The organism is Synergistetes bacterium HGW-Synergistetes-1 (assembly GCA_002839185.1).
Lineage (GTDB): Bacteria > Synergistota > Synergistia > Synergistales > Synergistaceae > Caenicola.
The window spans coordinates 137,014-156,540 of sequence record PGXO01000001.1 but is presented as its reverse complement, the minus strand read 5'-3'; the positions used below and the strand labels follow the sequence as shown (position 1 = coordinate 156,540).

The following is a 19,527-nucleotide window of genomic DNA, read 5'->3' as shown; positions in this document are numbered from 1 at the left end:
TTGATAGATGTTATATTGCTTTGCTGCAATTGATCATTTGACGATCTGTGAGATCAGTTCCCCGGCGAGAGTGTATGGATCAGCCTTTCTGGAAGCCAGATCCTCCAGTATCCCGGTGTCTTTGCGTTTTTTCCATATTTTCTCAGTCATAAGGGATATTTCTCCCCTTAGTATGGCCTCGACTTCCATCTCTAGCTGGATAAAGCGTCTTTTTTTGCCTTCGCTGGAAGTGTGGAGATAGTTCCAGTGGTCGTTAAGCGTATTTTTAACTTCTTCCACTCCCGTATTGTTCTGTGATGACACTAGTGTTACCGGGGGTACCCATTCCTTTTCCTTCAGCATCTTGAGCATTACCTGAACATCTGCAGCGACCTTGTCTGCCCCTTCCTTATCCGCCTTGTTAACGACAAATGTATCTGCTATCTCCATGATCCCGGCCTTCATAATCTGGACATCGTCACCCATGCCGGGCACAAGGACAAGAACTACAGTATCAGCTATTTTGATTATGTCGACCTCGGACTGTCCCACTCCTACTGTTTCGATAAGGACGACGTCAAAGCCGCATGCATCTAGGATAAGGGCAGCCTCATGTGTTGACCTGCTTACTCCGCCAAGGTGTCCTCTGGATCCCATGCTTCTGATGAATACACCCTCGTCAAGCGCATGGCTCTGCATACGCAGCCTGTCTCCGAGGATGGCCCCCCCTGTAAAAGGGCTTGACGGATCTATCGCTATTACTCCCACTTTCATGTTGTCAGCCTTGAACTGTTCAATCAGCCTGTCTACAAAAGTGCTTTTGCCTGCGCCGGGACTTCCTGTAATGCCAATTACCTTGGCTTTTCCTGTCCGGGGATATATCTGTTTCATTATTTCCTTTGCGGAAGGGGTATCAGCCTCAACAAGACTTATTAGGCGGCCAATGGATCTTGGGTCCCCTTTGAACGCGTTATTCAGAAACTTTTCCATAAATCAACTCTCCTAACTGTTTATAAAAAACTTAACTTACGTTTTACAGAGCTTATTTAAAAAGAATGTTTATTCCTGCAAAACAGTAAAAACCAAGGCCTATTGATCCTGCAAAAAGAAATCCCAGAAGTACCCTGAGGTACAATACAAACATAGGGCCTCCCGGCCACTTCCCCGACTGGATATTTACGACCATTCGGGCCACAAGGAGGGATGCTCCAAAAAGAGCAAGAGCCACCAGTGCCTGGAGGTTTACAGGTGGAATATTTTTGATAAAATCCATCAAATCAGATACATCCTTTCAATCAGCGATAATTCCTCAAAAAAAAAGAGAGGATTATCTCCTCTCTAGATAATAACTCTTATCGGCCGGAATGTCATTTGTTATTTGTCTATATTGCTGAAAGCAGCGCGCCGGCTTCAGATTTTTCTTCATGTATCTGCCTGAGTACCGCAACACATACTTCGAGCGCCCTTTTGCCGTCTTTGATGCCTACCATGGGCTGGCGCCCTTCCCTGACACATGATACGAAATGCTGCAGTTCCATCTTGAGCGGTTCTGTTTTCGGGAAAACAGGGTGTTCCATGACCTCAACAAGATTTCCGCCGCTCTGCCTCACGCAGCGCTGTACAGAAATATCCTGTGATTCATAATTTACAGTGATGTACCTCTCTGCCTCTGTTATCTCCATCTGGCGTACCCTCTTTTCCGATACGCGGCTGACTAGTATGTGAGCCATGGCTCCGTTTGCAAAAGTAAGCTGTGCCGAGGCGATATCCTCATGTTCCGTCCTGATGCATCTTCCGATAGCAGATATGGAGACAAGTTCAGAATTGATCAGGGAGAGAATGATATCAACGTCGTGTATCATAAGGTCAAGCACAACACCAACATCGCTGATCCTTGGTGAGAACGGCCCCATCCTGTGGGTCTGGATGAAATAGGGGTCGTTAATGAATTCCCTGACATGCTGAACCGCGCTGTTGAATCTTTCGATGTGCCCCACCTGTAGTATAAGGTCCTTTTTTACCGCCAGGTTAAGCAGCTTTTCTGCCTCATTAACGCTTGAAGTGACAGGTTTTTCAATGAGAACATGTATACCGTTTTCCATCGCGATCTTTGCTACTTCGAAGTGGTGGCTGGTAGGAACAACTATGCTGAGAGCGTCAGGATGGGTCTGTTTGATAAATGTTTCTATGCTGCTGTATGAAATAACTCCGAGCGGGTCAGCTACTGAATGGGCCCTTTCTTCGTTTATGTCAACTATCCCTACAAGCTGGGCTCCAAGAATTTCTGTATATACTCTGGCATGATGCATGCCCAAATGTCCAACGCCGATAACTCCGACCTTTATGTTGTCCATCCCATGTTCACCTCACGTAGAGAGTAATTGATTCCTGCAACTTTAATAATTCTCACCTATCACGCCTGTTTTGTGGTATTCCCACCAAGAAGAAATATTCTTGTTCTTTCATCACCGGCACGATAGGAATAATAAAAGTCGTTGTTACAGCATGTACAGCCTTCGGCCCCATAGATATTATCATAAGGCAGACCGCATTGCATCAACTGCCTTTTTATTTCGCCCTTAATGTCAAAATAGACTACCCCGTTTTTTTTACAGTAATTATCCGGAGAAAAGGCTGTCAATGCATTTTGTGTGGACGGATCTTCCATTTTTCTTGAGTAACAGTCTTTGCATATGCATGGTCCTATCCAGGCCCGGATACTTTCACTCTTCCATCCGGGCTTGTTTTCGGAAAGCCCGGCCAGTGATCTGCCGACGATGTTCTTTGCTGTACCGATAAATCCGGAATGAAGAAGGAGCATCCACGGTTCCGGAGAGTAGGCAGCAATGACTACAGGACAGCAGTCAGCGAACCTGAGACTTGCCATCGAATTTGATGAAGTATCTATCAGTACTCCATCGGCTTCCGGTCTGAGAGGCAGGGCAAAAGATGAAGATGAAGGAATTATGGTAGTCCCGTGTACCTGGTATGGTGCAACCAACTGAACATTATTAAAATTAGAGGACAGAGCCGCCCATATTTTTTCAGGATCCCCTTCAGTGCCGTCCATTAGTTCTCCCCTGCAGTAGATAGTAGCGAAAAATTGAGACTGCAGTTCCTCCGGCATTATCAGCCTGAGTTCCTTCTGTCGCTTTTCATCCCTGCATTCAAATCCTCTGTTAGTCATCAAAATGCTCCTTAACGAAGCCGCTAAGAAAGAGGCTCCCGCAGCAGATAGTGTCCCTTCCCGTATCCAAGCTCTTTTCAACGGCCAATATCGGGTCTTCCCACTTACCTGCACAAGTGATGTCTTTTTTCTCAGCCATCACCAAAAGGTCTTTCGCAGACAGGCTTCGGTCCATGCCGGGTACCTGTGTGCAGTAGAGGGTCGTTCCCATTTTTTTTATTATATCAAGGCTTTCTGAGATGTCCTTGTCCTTCATCATCGCGACCACCAGGTTGAAAACTTCGCTGCCGTATATGATCCCTGTATTTTCAGCAAGCCTTATGAGTGCGTGAGGGTTATGAGCTCCGTCAACGATCAGAAGCGGACTCTCCTTTTTTATTATTTCGAATCTTCCAGGCCATTTTACTGAAATGACTCCGTTATAAAGGGCAGGGAAGGTTATATTTTCAAATCTTGACTTTAAAGAGGATTTAAGTGCACACGCGCCTGCAAGTGCGAGAGCGGCATTCTCTGTCTGGTGGGTCCCGATCAGGGGGGTGTGGTAATCGGCGCACAGACACTCTGATTCAACATAAAAATCCGTACCTTTGAAAGAGACCTGTACGGTCCCGTAGCTGCACAGCCTTCGGAGGACCTGTGCCGGTGTACCCTTTTTAAATGCGGTATCAAAAAAAATACTTTCTATATCTTCTTCTCCGCCGGAAAATATCGCCGGGATCCCCGGTCTCATCACTGCGAATTTTTCTTTCGCAACAGAGGCGAGTGAATTGCCAAGATATTCCGAATGGTCTATGCCGATCGGGGTTATAAGGGTGAGTAGGACATCTGAGAGTATATTTGTAGCATCGAGCCTTCCTCCAAGCCCTGCTTCTACGACCGCTATGTCGACATCTTCTTCTGCAATTATCATGAAGGCAGTTGCTGTGATCAGTTCAAAATATGTGGGAGGGTCAGATCTCAGACGATCTGATGATGCTATCTTCTTTTCAATTATTCCAAGTGCTCTTTCCCACATTTCGGGAAGCGCCTCTTCCCCGCCAATGTTAAGCCTCTCACCGAAGGAGACGAGATGGGGGCTTGTATAGAGGGCAGCCTTATATCCTGATTCTTTCATTATGGAAGAAAGTGTGGAAGCTGTTGAGCCCTTGCCGTTTGTACCTACCACATGGACAGCCTTGAATTTTCTTTCGGGGTTTCCGAGTAGAAGTAGAAGATGTGAAAGTCTGGCAAGTCCGGGTCTTATTCCCGGGCTTGCCAGATGCAGAAGTCTCTTTTCTATTTCCTGGAATTTCTTAATGTCATGCATTATCAGTCGTTAAGGCTTGAAAGGTTTTCTCTGATCCTGTCCCTCTTTGCCTCGTTGTCAGAAAGGGAGGCCTTTTCCTTCAATATGACTTCTTCAGGCGCTCTCTCTACGAACTGCGGGTTTGCAAGTTTTGCCAAGCCCTTTTCGATGTCCTTTTCGATCTTTGAAAGATCGTTGTTAAGGCGCTGGATCTCCTTTTCCACGTCAAGAAGGTCTCCTACGGGCAGATATACCTGAACGTCGTCGAGGACGGACGCAAGGCTCTTCTGCGGTTTCTTCGCCTCCCTGTCCATGATCTCTATCCTCTCGACCTTGGTGAGGAGTGTTATCTGAGATTCGGACGATCTTATCAGTACCAATTTTTCGTCGTTGTGAACAGAGAGGACCGCCCTGGGGATCACCTGCTGAGGAGCAATGTGCGCTTCAGCCCTGAGATTCCTTACAGACCTTATGACCTCGCGTACCAGATCCATTTCGTTAATGACATCCTCATCTATCTTTTCGATCCTTGGACCGGGCCATTCTGTGCGTTCGATTATCCCGTTTCCGAAGGGGAAAGCCTGCCACAGTTCTTCTGTGACAAATGGTATGTAAGGATGCAGAAGCTTCAGAACGTCTTCGAATACAGCAAGCAGGACAGCCTGGGTCGTCTTTCTCCTGGCCTCGCCCTCTTCCCCTCTGAGCGCGGGCTTGGAAAGTTCCAGATACCAGTCGCAGAGTTCACCCCAGACGAAATCATACATGAGTCTGGCGGATTCCCCGAAGAAATAACCGTCAATGAGTCGGGTCATCTCAGTTGAGACCTGTGATATTCTGTTGAGTATCCATTTGTCGTGCAGCCGGAGCTCATTGTCCTTCCATTTCATTCCGGCCTCAGCGTCCTCAAGGTTCATCAAGGCAAAGCGGCTCGCGTTCCAGAGCTTGTTCATGAAGAGCCTGTAGGTTGCGATCCTTTCTGTAGAGAGGAATATGTCACGGCCCTGTACTGTAAGCGCTGCGATCGTGAACCTCAGTGCGTCTGCACCGTATTCCCGGACTATCGTCAGAGGGTCGATAACATTGCCCTTGGACTTGCTCATCTTCTGTCCTTTTTCATCACGGACCAGGGCGTGGATATATACGTCATGAAAGGGAACTTCTCCCTTCATGCCCTCAAGTCCGAACATTATCATCCTGGCCACCCAGAAAAAAATGATGTCGAACCCTGTTACGAGTACTGATGTCGGATAGAACTTCTTAAGCAGATCGGTCTCTTCCGGCCATCCCATTGTTGAGAAGGGCCAAAGGGCGCTGGAGAACCATGTATCAAGGACGTCCTCGTCCTGCCTGAGTTCGGTATTGCCGCACTTCGGGCATGATTTGGGTTCCTCTGTTTCAACTATGATCTCGCCGCACTTGTCGCAGTACCATGCCGGGATCCTGTGTCCCCACCAAAGCTGCCTTGAAATGCACCAGTCCCTGATGTTTTCCATCCATTGATAATAGACGTTGGTCCACTGATCAGGCACGAAACGGATATTTCCGGCTTTGACCGAGGCGACTCCAGCCTCTGCAAGGGGCTTGGCCCTTACGAACCACTGTTCTGAAAGATATGGCTCGATAACGGTGTGGCAGCGGTAGCATTCGCCAACAGAATGTTTAATATCTTCTATCCCTATGAGGGAACCGTCGTTCTTGAGGTCCTCAACTATGGCCTTTCTTGCTTCGAAGCGGTCCATGCCTGCATATCTGCCTGATTCTTCTCCGCACATGATGCCGTTGTCGTCGATCACTTGTATCTGTTCAAGTCCATGCCTCTGTCCGACCAGGAAATCGTTGGGGTCGTGGGCAGGGGTGATCTTTACACAGCCTGATCCAAACTCAGGGTCGACCATGTTGTCTTCGATCACAGGGATCACTCTGCCTACGATCGGCACGATCACATTTTTACCGACAAGATGGCGGTTCTTCTCATCCCTTGGATGTATTGCTATTGCGGTATCTCCGAGGATAGTCTCGGGTCGGGTCGTCATTACCTTAAGGCATCCGTCTCCGTCTGCGAATTTGTAAGCTACCTCATAGAATTTGCCGTCCTTGTCCTCATGCTCGACTTCGAGGTCTGAGAGTGCGGTGTGGCATCTCGGACACCAGTTGATAAGATATTTTCCCCTGTAGATGAGATCCTTTTTATAAAGATCGACAAAAATTTTTCGGACAGCTACGGACAGTCCTTCGTCCATCGTAAAACGTTCCCTGTCCCAGTCGCATGAAGCTCCGAGTTTTTTCAGCTGGTTGATTATCGTGCTTCCGTACTCCTCTTTCCATTCCCACACCCTTGATACGAACTCCTCACGCCCCAGATCGTGGCGTGATATACCTTTCGCTGCAAGAGAGCGTTCAACTACGTTCTGAGTAGCGATACCGGCGTGGTCTGTTCCAGGGAGCCAAAGCACCTCGAAACCCTGCATCCTTTTGGTCCTGCAAAGAATGTCCTGCAGCGTGTTGTCCAGTGCATGCCCTACATGCAGGGAGCCAGTTACGTTGGGAGGAGGGATAACTATTGAGTAATGCGGTTTTGAAGAAGATGGGTCAGCTTTAAAGAGCCCCTCTTCTACCCATCTCATGTACCACTTGTCTTCAATCGGTGCTGGTTCGTAACCTTTGCCTAACACGGTTTTCTCGGATTCCATCCGGTCTTCCTCCTCGTTGGATACGCCTGGTGGCTGTATCCGGATCTATTTGCCCATCCCGACGGTCCGGCCGTTCCGGATCCTCGGGTATACAGGTCACTTTTTTGCTTTTTTTGCTGCTGCAAGGTCCATTTTAGCGATCTCTTTGATGATATTTTTGATACCTTCCCTGAGGGCTTGCATTTCTCTGTCATTTGTCCCTGAAGTTATAAAGGGAGGCAGTATCGAGTCAAGGCCTGCCCGCATGTACTGCTGGTAAAGGCCTTTTCTTTTCCCGGGAGATATTTTATCCCCTTTTGTGAAAACAACAAGTCTTGGCATGTCCATCCCATCCAGCCAGCCTGTAAGTTCGTTGTCATTGGCAAGCGGGCCGTGCCTGAAATCCATAAGGTGTATGACGTAGCTTATTGGCCTGTCAGAATTGAAATAGTCCTCTATGAGCCTCCACCATGTCCTGCGTTCATCAAGCCCCCTGGCGGCATAACCGTAACCCGGGATGTCGACCAATGTGAAATCGTCTTCCCCGGCTGAGACTTTGTAAAAGTTTATGCTTCTCGTCTTTCCTGGTTTAGAGCTTACTTTGGCTATTTTTCTTTCAAGAAGTGAATTTATAAGGGTCGACTTGCCAACGTTAGAACGGCCGACAACAACGATCTCATTCTTCTCAGGGGCAGGTATCTGATCCTTGGTAAAGGCAGTGCAGTAAAGCTCTGATTTCCAGGCTGTCATTTCGTTTTCCCCTTACTTCAGCGCCAGTTGGAAAACGCCGGTTATCTTAGATACGTAATGTATCTTCATGCCTGTCTTGATCCAATCGCCAAGCTCCCCTACATCTGATTTGTTATCTTCGGGCAGTATAAGCTTTTTAATGCCAAGTCTCTTGGCGGCAAGCATTTTTTCTCTGATTCCACCGATAGGCAGCACGTCTCCGTGAAGAGTCATCTCACCGGTCATCGCATAGGAGACGTCCACTCTCCTGCCGGTAAGTGCGGAACAGAGCGAAAGGGCAAGTGTTATGCCCGCGGACGGTCCGTCTTTGGGTACTGCGCCTTCAGGGACATGTATATGGATGTCTTTTTTCTTCCAGTCAAAGTTTTCAAGGCCGAAAGATGAAGCGTTGGATCTCAAATAGGCAAGAGCTGTCTGAGCAGATTCCTGCATAATATCTCCAAGGTTTCCCGTGTAGGATACGTTTCCGTTGCCCTCCATAACAGCTGATTCAATAAGGATGACAGAACCGCCTGATTCAGTCCAGGCAAGGCCAAGAGCCGTCCCCAGGGGATCTTCCTTTGGTATCTTTGTCGTATGGAGTTTTGGCGCACCAAGCATTTTCTTCATAAGATCATTTGTTACGCTTATGGTTTTTTTATTTTCTTCTGAGGTCGAAGAATTTGCTATTTCTGCTGCTACTTTCCTTGCTATCTTGGAAAGCTGTCTGTCAAGGTTCCTTACGCCTGCTTCCATTGTGTATGCAGTTATGATATTCCTTACGGTAACGTCGGGGATAGTAAGATCCTTTTTTGTAAGGCCGTGTTCCTTCAGAATCCTGGGCAGAAGGTGTTTTTTCGCGATCTTGACCTTCTCCTCGGCAACGTAGCCGGGCAGAGGGATGATCTCCATCCTGTCAAGCAGCGGCTTGGGTATTGTGCCTGTGCTGTTTGCAGTTGTTATGAACATGACCTTGCTCAGGTCAAAGGATATCTCAAGAAAATTATCGGTGAAACTGCAGTTCTGTTCCGGGTCGAGTACCTCAAGCAGTGCTGCTGCAGGATCGCCCCTGAAATCATTGCCTATTTTGTCTATCTCGTCCATCAGGAGTACGGGGTTGTTGGTCCCAGCTGCTTTGATCTTCTGTATTATCCTTCCGGGAAGAGCTCCGACATAGGTCCTTCTATGGCCGCGTATCTCAGCTTCATCACGCATTCCTCCGAGAGACATGTTTACAAATTTTCTTCCCATCGTCCTTGCAATGGATCTTCCCAGAGAGGTTTTTCCGACTCCGGGAGGTCCGACAAAGCAGAGTACCTGGGCCCTCATATTGTCTGCTGCAAGCTTCCTCACGGCCAGGAATTCAAGAATGCGTTCCTTTACCTCTTCGAGGCCGTAATGGTCTTCTTCCAGTACCTTGCGGGCATCTTTCAGATTGAGATGGTCTTCGGAACAGATGTTCCATGGAATGTCCAGAAGCCATTCTATATATGTCCTTGCGACAGTTGCTTCAGGTGAAATGGGCGCCATCCTTGCATACCGGTCCAGTTCACGCATTACTTTATCTCTGGCTTCATCCGGCATCTCGGTCTTCTCTGTCCTGGCCCGCAGCTCCTCAATCTCTGAAAGGGGGCTGTCGTCGCCCAGCTCCTGCTGGATAATCTTTAGCTGCTCTCTCAGGTAGTACTGCTTCTGCCCCTTGTCCATCTCATTTCTTACCTTTTCCTGAATGTCATGCTCCATTTTGAGGAATTCGTTTTCCCTCATAAGTACAGCAAGCAGCATGCGGAGGCGCTCGATAAGGTCTGGGGTCTCCAGGAGTCTTTGTTTGTCTTCATGTTTAATAAGGCTGTGAGATGCGACGATATCAGCGAACAGGTCAATGTCGCCAATATTTTCTGCCGAATGGGTCACTTCGTCAGGCAGCTTAAGGTTCAGTTTCACGTATGATTCAAACTCAGAAAGTACTGCCCTGCGCAGAGCTTCTGCCTGGTTTGTGTGGGCCGTATTAGTAGAAGGAATCTTCTCAATTTCTGCCTCAAGAAAACTGTCTCCTGATATAAAGTGTACCGCCCTGCACCTCCATCCTCCCTCAAGCACAGCCTTTATGGTGCCGTCAGGCATGCGCACAGTCTGGAGTACCTTGCAGAGTGTTCCTGTTGTGTTGAGGTCATCAGGTTCTGGGTTATCTATCATAGAATTTTTCTGAGCTGTGATAAAAACTAGGTGTCCCCTTGCATTCGCCTCTTCAAGCGCCCGCGCAGAACGTGGTCTTCCCACGAAGAGAGGAGCTATGACCCCTGGGAAAACTACCATATCTCTTACAGGGACGACAGGATGGATGTGCATGGATCAGACAGCCTCTTTTTCATTTTTGGAGGACTGAACAGGTTTCTCCAGCCCGTTTACTACATCTTTTGTGACAGTAAGCATGTTGATCCCGGATGACTTGTCTGGTAATTCATACTGCATATCGAGCATAAGGGATTCAAGGATGGTCCTCAGTCCCCTTGCGCCGGTATTCAGTTTTGCTCCTTTTTCCGCTATGGTGTGGACAGCATCATCCGTAAATACCAGATCTATCCCTTCTAGGGAGAAGAGCTTCTTGTACTGTTTTAGCGGGGCATTTCGGGGCTCAAGGAGGATCCTTATCAGGGCTTCTTCAGTAAGGGCTTCGAGAGCCACAAGCACAGGCAGTCTTCCAATAAATTCAGGTATGAATCCATAGGAACGAAGGTCGTCCGGCTGAAGCTTTTTTAATAGCTCATAAGAAGAATTTTTATTTAGATTTTTGGTAAGGTCGCCGCCAAAGCCCAGTGACTTTTCACTTGTCCTTTTGGCGATCAACTTCTCCAGTCCGTCAAATGCGCCTCCGCATATGAAGAGGATGTTGCTCGTGTCCATCGGGATCATTTCCTGGCTTGGATGCTTGCGGCCGCCTTTAGGAGGTATGTTGGCGACCGTTCCCTCGATTATCTTAAGCAGGGCCTGCTGGACTCCCTCGCCTGAGACATCACGAGTAATAGAGACTGATTCCGATTTTCGTGATATTTTGTCAATTTCGTCGATGTAAATGATCCCCCGCTGTGCAGCATCAATGTCAAAATCAGCCGCCTGCAGAAGCCTCAGCAGTATGTTTTCCACGTCCTCACCGACATAACCGGCTTCAGTAAGGGTTGTCGCATCGGTCATGGCAAATGGCACATTGAGCATCTTGGCCAGTGTCTGAGCAAGCAACGTTTTACCGCATCCTGTCGGACCGACCAGAAGAACATTACTTTTAGGCAGCTCTACTTCGTCATCTTCAGTACAGATGTTGGTTATTCTCTGATAATGGTTGTAAACAGCCACAGACAGTACCTTCTTGGCGTGGTCCTGGCCGATCACATACTGGTCAAGAAATTCCTTGATCTCTTTTGGTTTTGGCAGCTTTTCCAAAACAGGGACTGAAGTGTAATCGGGCTTTGCTTTGGTCATTGCATTATCTTTGAAAGAAGGAGCCCCTTTTTCGTCCCTCAGTATGACATTGCAGAGCTGGATGCAGTCTGAGCATATAAATGTATTGGCAGGACCGGCTATCAGTTTGGATACCTCGTCCTGACTCTTGCCGCAGAATGAGCATCTGGGCTTTCTGCGGTTATTGTTTTCCTTATTTTGGTTTTTGTCGTACAAGCGAATGCACCTCGATCAAATTGCGCTCTTCAGTAAAGAGCATCTGTGTAGATTAGAATCAGGGGACCCCTGACGGAATCCCCTAAAAATTGATTATTTCGGTCACCGTTTTTCGATTATCTTATCGACGATACCGTATTTCAGCGCTTCTTCCGCCGACATGAAGAAATCCCTGTCCGTATCTTTATCTATCACTTTCAGGGGCTGTTTGGTATGCTTTGAAAGCAGGTCGTTCAGCCTCTTTCTTGTATACAAAATCTCCTCAGCATGTATCTTGACATCCGAAGCCTGTCCCTTTGCGCCTCCTGTAGGCTGATGGATCATTATCCTCGCGTTCGGGAGAGCGATCCTTTTCCCTTCTGCGCCTGCGGCAAGGAGGAACGCGCCCATACTGGCGGCCAGGCCAGTGCATATGGTCGATACCTGAGGCTTGATGTACTGCATGGTGTCATAGATAGCCAGACCTGATGTGATAACCCCTCCCGGGCTGTTGATGTAAATAAAAACATCCTTCTCCGGGTCTTCGCTCTCAAGGAATAAAAGCTGAGCAACAACAAGGTTTGCTACATCATCATTGATCTCGGAACCCAGGAAAATTATCCTGTCCTTCAAGAGCCTGCTGTAGATGTCGTAAGAACGCTCACCTCTACCGGTCTGTTCCACTACCATCGGTATTAATTGTGACAATTTATACGCTCCCTTTCTAATATTATTCGATTGGGAATAATTATTTATTCTCAGTATCTTCTTTCGCTTCGGACTTATTCTCATCCTCTGTTTCGTTGACTTTTACCTTTGTTATAAGGAAGTCCACCGTCTTACGGTTGCGGATCTTTTCAGCCATTTCAAAAAGTCTGTCCCTGTCATCATAGATGTAATCATGGAGTTTCTTCGGATCGATGCGCGAGCTGATGGCTATACGATGTATTTCAGCGTTCAGCTCTTCAGGAGTCCACTCAATATCGTTGGCGTCTGCGAGTGCCTCAAGAACAAGTGCTCTTTTGACAACCACCTTGGCAGCTTCATCAAGTTCCTTTTCATATTCCTCTTTGTCCATCCCGCTCTTTTCAAAGAACTCTTCTATTTCCATGCCTGAGTCCTTCTTGATTCTCTGTGCCTGGTCAGCTCTCATAGCCTGTTTCTGTCTTTCGACAAGTGTATCGGGAAGCTCTACCTCTGAAAGGTCGCAAAGCTTCTCTACTGCTGAATCCTTAAGGCTGTCCTGGCTGTGCTGTTCAGCAGCTGCTTTGAGCTGTGACATTACCTCTTCTTTGAATTCATCTGTTGTCTTATGTTTTGACTTGGTTATCTCTATGACTTTTTCATCTGTCAGCTCAGGGGTTACTTTTTTCATAATTCCAAGTATCTCTATCTCGTAGCGCATTTTTTTACCGGCAAGCTCTTTGTTCTGGGGGTCATCCTCCACAGAGAACTCGACTGCAGAAGTATCGCCGGGTTTTTTGCCTATAATAGAATCTACGACCTCAGGCCTCATGTTTTCCTGGCTGAGATCTATCTCAGTTTTCTGGTCGTTTTCCACAGGGCTGGCATTCCCGTCCTGATCGACCACAGAGGATGTATATTTTACTGATACAAAATCTTCCTTTGTGATCTCCCTTTCCTCGTATGTAGGAACGATCTCGCTGTGAGCTTCGAGAAGGCGGGCGATGTTCTCGTCTCTCATTTCTTCTGTCGGTATATATACAGTCTTTTCAGCTTCGATCGTATCTATTTCGGGAAGGGTCACTTCCGGTGTGACTTCAAAAGTTACCTGTAGGGTGAAAGGTTCACCTTCCTTGAGATCACCGGGTTCAAGCTTAGGTTCAGCTATCAGGCTGAGTTCATATTCTTCGATCATTTTATCTATGGCTTCGGGCACCATCTTTTCGGTTGTTTCGACGCAAATGCCTTTCATGCCGAAATAAAGCTCGATCGTCTTGCGCGGGACGTGCCCTTTACGGAATCCTTTGATATTAGTCTTCTTAGAAAGATCCTTTATCGTCATATCTATAGCCTTATTGACCTGTTCAGCGTCGAATTCGGCCTTTAGGACGATAATATTTTTTTCCTGTGAAACTACTTCAGTTTTCAATTCATACTTCCCCTTTCGGTTTGCCTTTTGCTGACAATAACCGTAATATTTTATCACAGAGAGATAGATGGCACAACCGGATCAGGGTCGGCATGCCTTTGAACAGCATAACACCTCCACATGTTAAAGTGAAGGTGTTATATTGCGTTCAATAAATATCCTGAACGTTGGTTAATGATTTTATCTGTATATTTTTATTCTCTCATCAAGAGGCATTACTTCCTTTTCTGCCGGTTCGTCGATCGGTTTGCCGAAGGGCATCTGTGCGAGCAACTTCCATTTTTCAGGAATATTCCATTCTTTTTTTACGGCGCTGTCGATTACCGGATTGTAATGCTGAAGCGATGCCCCCAGCCCCTCTGCGGACAATGCTGTCCATATTACGAACTGGTGCATCCCCGCCGATTGATTTGACCATATCGGGAAATTGTCACTGTAGGTGGGGAATTTTTCCTGAAGCCCTTCGATGACCTTCATGTCCTCGAAGAAAAGGATCGTACCGTAACCGCTTTTGAATGACCCGTTTACCTTTTCCTCTGTTTTTTTGAAGGCTCCTTCCGGAACGATCTTCTTCAGCTCCTCCTTAACTATCTCCCAAAGCGTGTCGCTCTGTGCGTCAAAAAGAACTACTACCCTTGCGCTCTGTGAATTGAATGCTGAAGGCGTATGAGTCACTGCCTCTCTCACTATCTCCAGTATCTTATCTTCGCTGACGATCTTATCTTTAGTAAGCCCGTAATGTGTCCTTCTTGTTTTTACAGCTTCAAAAAACTTTTTTTCCACGTGTATCCCTCCAATATAATTTTTAGCATAATGTGTATTTTGCCGGATGAAAACCGACAATGATTTGTTATATTCAACATTACAAATATATCATTGTTAAAAAATTAAAACACTTGTAAATCTACCTATTATAGGAATAGATTAGCTGCTATTTTTCAAGAAAATCAATTGATAAACGTAACATACTGGCCAGGCAACAATAAAAACAGGATGAGCATCAGCTTCCCAAGCTAAGGGACACTATAATATTGACATAAAAAAAGGATCTCCGGCAAAAGCAGGAGATCCGTAATTTCTGGAGCGGACAACGGGATTCGGACCCGCGACCCTCAGCTTGGGAAGCTGATGCTCTACCAACTGAGCTATGTCCGCATTGTCTGGTGAACGAGGGATATTATAGCCTTCACATTTTTATTTGGCAACATGGCAGGTTCAGATAAATACTACTCTGAAAACTTTTCCTTGTTGACCCAGGGTTTTTGCAGATCGCGTTTTTCGAGGTCATTGGCAGCCCGCCATGCCCATCCGCTTCCAAGAGCTGTATAAAGGTCGACGATGGAATTTAGTCTGTCTGCCCTGCTGCTCTCAAGCTGAAGCTGAACGGATAGAAGTTCTCTCTCTGCGTCCAGCAGATCTATCTGGCTTGCCATGCCATCGGTGTAGCGTATATTCGCAAGTTCATACGCCCTCTTCTGAACTTTCTGCTGTTCTTCAAGAAGAAGAAGTATCTCTTCGGTTTTTGCCTGTGTATTGATGGAGTTCATAGTCTCTTCAAAGGCTGTCTGGACAGTCTTGTAATAAGCAGACCATGCCTGCTGTGCTGCGGCTTCTGCCTGTGCTGCCCTTGCAGAGAGTTTCCCTGCATTGAATATCGGCACAAAGACTTGTGCAGCAAGTGACCAGCCTGTAGCTCCCGTGAAAAGGTCAGAAGGATCATTAATTGCCCTGCCGGGATTGCCTATCAGTCCGTCAAATGAGAGGGTTGGGTATTGTCCCGCTCTTGCCGATCCAATGTTGGCGAGTGCTGTTCTGTAATTCTGTTCTGCCGTTTTTACATCGGGCCTGAAGCGAAGCATATCTGCAGGTATACCAAGCGGGACATCGGGAGGCGCGGGCAGTTCATCAAGTGTCAGCCCCCTGGGGATATCTCTTGTTATGAACTCTTTAGGTTCCCTGCCCATAAGGACCAGCAAGCTGTTTTCGTATTTTCCAAGAGCTATCTCAAGCTGACTGACCTGTACTGCTGAAGATGCTGCGATAGATTCGCTCCTTCTAAGTTCAAGTTCGCTGATCTTGCCGTTATCATAAAGTATCTTATTGAGTGCGATTGTCTTTTTCTGGGTCTCCAGCGTCTCTCTGGCAACTATCAGCTGTTTGTCGGTGCCTCTGAGTGAAAAATATGTCTTTGCCACTTGAGATGCCAGTGCCAGTCTGACAGTGTTTTTGGCGGATTCACTGGCAAGGATGCTTTCTTTTGCGGCTCTGGTAGCCTTCTGGAGTTTTCCCCACAGATCAGCTTCGTAGTTTGCCGCGCCCAGTCCGTATAATATGTTTTGCTCGTTAAGAGTGTCTGTTGTTCCTACCTTTGTGTATGCACGGGTGGTGTCGATCTCGACCCCTATGTTGGGTCTCTGATTGCCTCTTGTCTCTTTGAAAACTGCCCTTGCTTGTTGTACTCTTGCAAGTGCGGATTCAAGATCCCTGTTTTGTGAGAATGCCTCGTTGATGCATTTTTCAAGGACAGGTTCGTTGAAGGAAGTCCACCATGCGTAGTCAGGTCTGACTCCATCGATCGTCTGTTCCTTCCTGACATCGTTTGAGAGGGTGATAACGTAGGCTGTTGGAATATCGTAGGGGTCAGGAGCCTTTACCTCCGGTCCCAGGTTGATATGGAAAAAAGAGCCTACAAAAAGAGCAGCTAGCAGTGCGCTGGCAGTCATTTACTTCACTCCCCTTCATTGGTCGGAGAGAGAGTTGCTTTTTCATCTTCCGACAGGGTGTTGTCATCTTTTCCGGGAGGGCTGTCTTCTTTTGAAGTAAGCCTCATTATCATAGAGAAAAAGCTGGGTACAAAGAAGATCGCTATGCCTGTCGCTGCGAGCATTCCTCCGACTATGCCCGTTCCTATCGAATGTCGGCTGGCAGCTCCTGCCCCTACGCTCAATGCCAGCGGCAGACATCCGAGTATGAAGGCGAGGGATGTCATTACGATAGGACGGAACCTCAGATGAGCTGCAGATGCAGCAGCTTCTCCTATGCTCATACCGCCTTCATGTTGCATGATAGCAAATTCAACTATTAGTATTGCATTTTTTGCAGCAAGTCCGATAAGTGTCACAAGCGCGACCTGGAAGTAAAGGTCGTTGGACAGTCCCCTAAGCATTACAGCAAGGAAAGCTCCAAAAAGTGCGAAGGGAACGGCCAGGACGACTGCAAGCGGAAGGCTCCATTTTTCGTACTGGGCAGCCAGTATCAGGAATACCATTATGATCCCAAGGGCAAAAGCTATCGTGGTTTCAGTTCCGGTCTGCTTTTCCTGATATGCCGATCCTGTCCAGGCTAAGGTGTAATCCTCAGGAAGTGATTCGCCGGCCGCTTCTTCCATCGCCTTTATAGCCTGTCCGGAAGTAAAGCCCGAAGAGGGAGTTCCCGTTACTTTGGCAGCTGGGAATACGTTGAACCTCTCCATCGTCTCAGGTCCTGTTATCAAATGTATGTCTATCAAGGAGAGAAGCGGGATCATTTCTCCCGTATTTGAGCGTATGTAAGTATACCGGAGGTCCTCAGGGCGGTTTCTGTAGCTTGATTCAGCCGAAATCAGAACCTGGAAGGTACGTCCGCTTTTGTCAAAATCGTTTACATAGTAATTTCTGAAAATGCTTCCCATTGTTGAAAAAACATCGTTCAGGTTTACCCCAAGTGCTTTAGCGCGGTTTCTGTCCAAATTGGCGTAATACTGTGGGACCTTTGTCGAAAATGTTGTAGTCACGCTTGATATTTCTTTCCTGGCGTCAGTCGCTGCTATATATTTGGCAAGTACCTTGTCCATCTGCTCGAGCGTGTCTGAACCCCTGTTCTGGATGTATGCCTCGATTCCGCCAGTTGTACTCATGCCTATTATTGCCGGAGGATTGAATACGAATACCTGTCCTTCAGGTATGGACCATGCTTTCCCCATAAGTTCCCTGGCTGTTGAAAATGAATCTTTGCCTGGGGTCTCCCTCTCTTTCCAGTCTTTAAGGGTGATAAATGCAGCTCCGTAGTTGGACTGGTTTGATGAGTTGATGAGGTTATATCCTGTGAATACCAACGCAGTCTTGACCTGATCCATTCCCTGGGTGATCCTTGTTAATTTATTGGTCAGCTTTTCGGACATATTAAGTGAAGAACCATCAGGCAGCGACATCGACGACATGATTATCCCCTGATCTTCGTCAGGTACCAGGGATGTCGGGACGACTGATGCTATTTTGACAGTGGCAGCTAATAATATGGCGAAGAGTATGACCACGATTATTGTTCGCTTGAGGAAAAAACTTACTCCTGCGGAATATGCGTTTGTCATTGAATCGAAAAATGAGTTGAACCATCGGAAGAGGAAGAAACTCCCCTTCCTCTTTTTTTTGGGTTTCAGTATCAGTGCGCACATTGCAGGGGTAAGGGTCAGTGCTACAAAGCCTGAAATTATGACAGAGGTTGCAATGGTTATTGCAAACTGCTTGTAAAGCTCACCTGTCAGCCCTCCCAGGAATGCAATCGGGATGAATACCGAAGAAAGCACCAGTACTATAGCAACAACTGGTCCTGTAACTTCTTCCATTGCTTTGAAGGCGGCTTCTTTTGGGGGCAGCCCTTCTTCCATGTGTCTGTCGACGTTTTCAAGCACGACGATCGCGTCGTCGACAACGATGCCTATCGCAAGAACCAGACCAAAGAGCGTAAGTGTGTTGATAGAAAAGCCAAAAAGCTTAAGTCCGGCGAATGTTCCGATTATCGAGACAGGTACTGCCAAACACGGGATCAGCGTTGCCCTCCAGTTCTGAAGGAAGAGGAAGACAACGAGGAAGACAAGCAGGACAGCTTCAAAAAGTGTTTTTACGACTTCTTCGATAGAAACCCTGACAAAAGTTGTAGTGTCATAAGGTATGTCGTATTTAATGCCGTCGGGAAAATGTTTGCTTGCTTTTTCAAACTGACTTTTGACCTGGTCGCAGACCTTGATGGCATTTGCTCCGGGAGCAAGAGTTATTCCTATCGGGACTGCCGGTATGCTGTTCTGTTTTCCGATAAAGCCGTATGTCTTGGCTCCAAGTTCAACCCTTGCAACATCCTTAAGGTAGATGGTGGTACCGTCAGGGTTTGTTTTTATTATGACTTCTTCAAACTCCTCAGGTGTTGTCAGGCGCCCTTTTGTAGTGATTATGTAAGTTTTTTCGAGATCTGAGTCTGTAGGTTGATCACCGAACCGTCCAAGTGCGTACTGGCTGTTCTGGTCGCTGACCGCAGCTGCTATGTCTGCAGGAGTTATCCCAAGCTGTGCAAGCTTGTCCGGTTTGATCCATATCCTCATAGCGTAATCCTGTGAAGTATAGATGACTGCGTCACTGACTCCAGGGATCCTTTTCAGGTCATCTAGAACATTAAGAAGGGCGTAGTTGCTCATGTATATGGTGTCATAACGTCCGTCGGGAGAAAGCAGAGTCGCTATCAGAAGGAGGTTTGGAGAGGATTTTTGGACAACAATGCCATATTTACGTACCTCTTCCGGTATAGATGAGGATGCCATCTGTACCCTGTTGTTTACGTTTATCGTAGCCATGTCCGGGTCTGTTCCAAGTTCAAATGTAACTGTCAGGGTCATACTGCCCTGTCCGGTGCTCACAGAGTTCATATAGATCATGTTGTCGACGCCGTTTATCTGACTTTCAAGCGGTGATGCTACGACCTGGGCAATGACCTCAGGGGTAGCTCCCGGATACTTGGCAGTCACAGTCACTTCAGGCGGCACAAGTTCTGGGAACTGGGCCACGGGAAGCGTAAGAATTGATACGAGTCCAAGCAGTATTATTACGATCGAACAGACAGTAGCTAATATTGGCCTTTTGATAAAGATAGCAGAGAACATTAGCCA

Annotated in this window: 14 protein-coding genes and 1 tRNA gene; all 15 read right to left on the bottom strand. The window is 47.2% G+C overall.

Annotated elements, in window-relative coordinates; genetic code table 11:
- Window positions 1-33: 33 nt before the first annotated feature.
- Entirely contained in the window at window positions 34-969 is a 936-nt protein-coding gene (locus CVV54_00775) for a methylmalonyl Co-A mutase-associated GTPase MeaB (protein ID PKL05387.1), read from the bottom strand.
- A gap of 52 nt (window positions 970-1,021) precedes the next feature.
- A complete protein-coding gene (locus CVV54_00770) occupies window positions 1,022-1,252 on the bottom strand; it encodes a flagellar biosynthesis protein FliR (GenBank protein PKL05386.1) in 231 nt (76 codons plus the stop codon).
- A 109-nt stretch (window positions 1,253-1,361) separates the two neighbouring features.
- On the bottom strand, window positions 1,362-2,333 hold the full coding sequence (locus CVV54_00765) for a UDP-N-acetyl-D-glucosamine dehydrogenase (GenBank protein ID PKL05385.1): 972 nt from the start codon (window positions 2,331-2,333) through the stop codon (window positions 1,362-1,364).
- 59 nt (window positions 2,334-2,392) lie between these two features.
- A complete protein-coding gene (locus CVV54_00760; protein ID PKL05384.1) occupies window positions 2,393-3,166 on the bottom strand; it encodes a hypothetical protein in 774 nt (257 codons plus the stop codon).
- On the bottom strand, window positions 3,159-4,472 hold the full coding sequence (locus CVV54_00755) for a hypothetical protein (GenBank protein ID PKL05383.1): 1,314 nt from the start codon (window positions 4,470-4,472) through the stop codon (window positions 3,159-3,161). The genes CVV54_00760 and CVV54_00755 overlap by 8 nt, the downstream gene beginning before the upstream one ends.
- 2 nt (window positions 4,473-4,474) lie before the next feature.
- On the bottom strand, window positions 4,475-7,141 hold the full coding sequence (locus CVV54_00750; GenBank protein PKL05382.1) for a valine--tRNA ligase: 2,667 nt from the start codon (window positions 7,139-7,141) through the stop codon (window positions 4,475-4,477).
- A gap of 96 nt (window positions 7,142-7,237) precedes the next feature.
- Window positions 7,238-7,870, bottom strand: a complete 633-nt coding sequence (locus CVV54_00745) for a ribosome biogenesis GTP-binding protein YsxC (protein PKL05381.1) — start codon at window positions 7,868-7,870, stop codon at window positions 7,238-7,240.
- Between the two features lie 12 nt (window positions 7,871-7,882).
- Entirely contained in the window at window positions 7,883-10,198 is a 2,316-nt protein-coding gene (gene lon, locus CVV54_00740; protein PKL05380.1) for an endopeptidase La, read from the bottom strand.
- 3 nt (window positions 10,199-10,201) lie between these two features.
- Window positions 10,202-11,521 carry an ATP-dependent Clp protease ATP-binding subunit ClpX gene (locus CVV54_00735; protein PKL05379.1) on the bottom strand — a complete coding sequence of 440 codons (1,320 nt, stop codon included), beginning with the start codon at window positions 11,519-11,521 and terminating at the stop codon, window positions 10,202-10,204.
- A gap of 102 nt (window positions 11,522-11,623) precedes the next feature.
- Window positions 11,624-12,208: an ATP-dependent Clp endopeptidase, proteolytic subunit ClpP gene (gene clpP / locus CVV54_00730; GenBank protein PKL05378.1), complete on the bottom strand. Its 585-nt coding sequence runs from the start codon at window positions 12,206-12,208 to the stop codon at window positions 11,624-11,626.
- A gap of 40 nt (window positions 12,209-12,248) precedes the next feature.
- A complete protein-coding gene (gene tig / locus CVV54_00725; protein ID PKL05377.1) occupies window positions 12,249-13,682 on the bottom strand; it encodes a trigger factor in 1,434 nt (477 codons plus the stop codon).
- Window positions 13,683-13,793: 111 nt separating this feature from the next.
- Complete coding sequence (locus CVV54_00720; GenBank protein ID PKL05376.1) at window positions 13,794-14,396, bottom strand: nitroreductase; 603 nt, start codon at window positions 14,394-14,396, stop codon at window positions 13,794-13,796.
- Between the two features lie 296 nt (window positions 14,397-14,692).
- A tRNA-Gly gene (locus CVV54_00715) sits at window positions 14,693-14,768 on the bottom strand.
- Window positions 14,769-14,839: 71 nt separating this feature from the next.
- Entirely contained in the window at window positions 14,840-16,336 is a 1,497-nt protein-coding gene (locus tag CVV54_00710; protein ID PKL05375.1) for an RND transporter, read from the bottom strand.
- A 5-nt stretch (window positions 16,337-16,341) separates the two neighbouring features.
- Window positions 16,342-19,521 carry a hydrophobe/amphiphile efflux-1 family RND transporter gene (locus CVV54_00705; GenBank protein ID PKL05374.1) on the bottom strand — a complete coding sequence of 1,060 codons (3,180 nt, stop codon included), beginning with the start codon at window positions 19,519-19,521 and terminating at the stop codon, window positions 16,342-16,344.
- Between the last annotated feature and the right edge of the window lie 6 nt (window positions 19,522-19,527).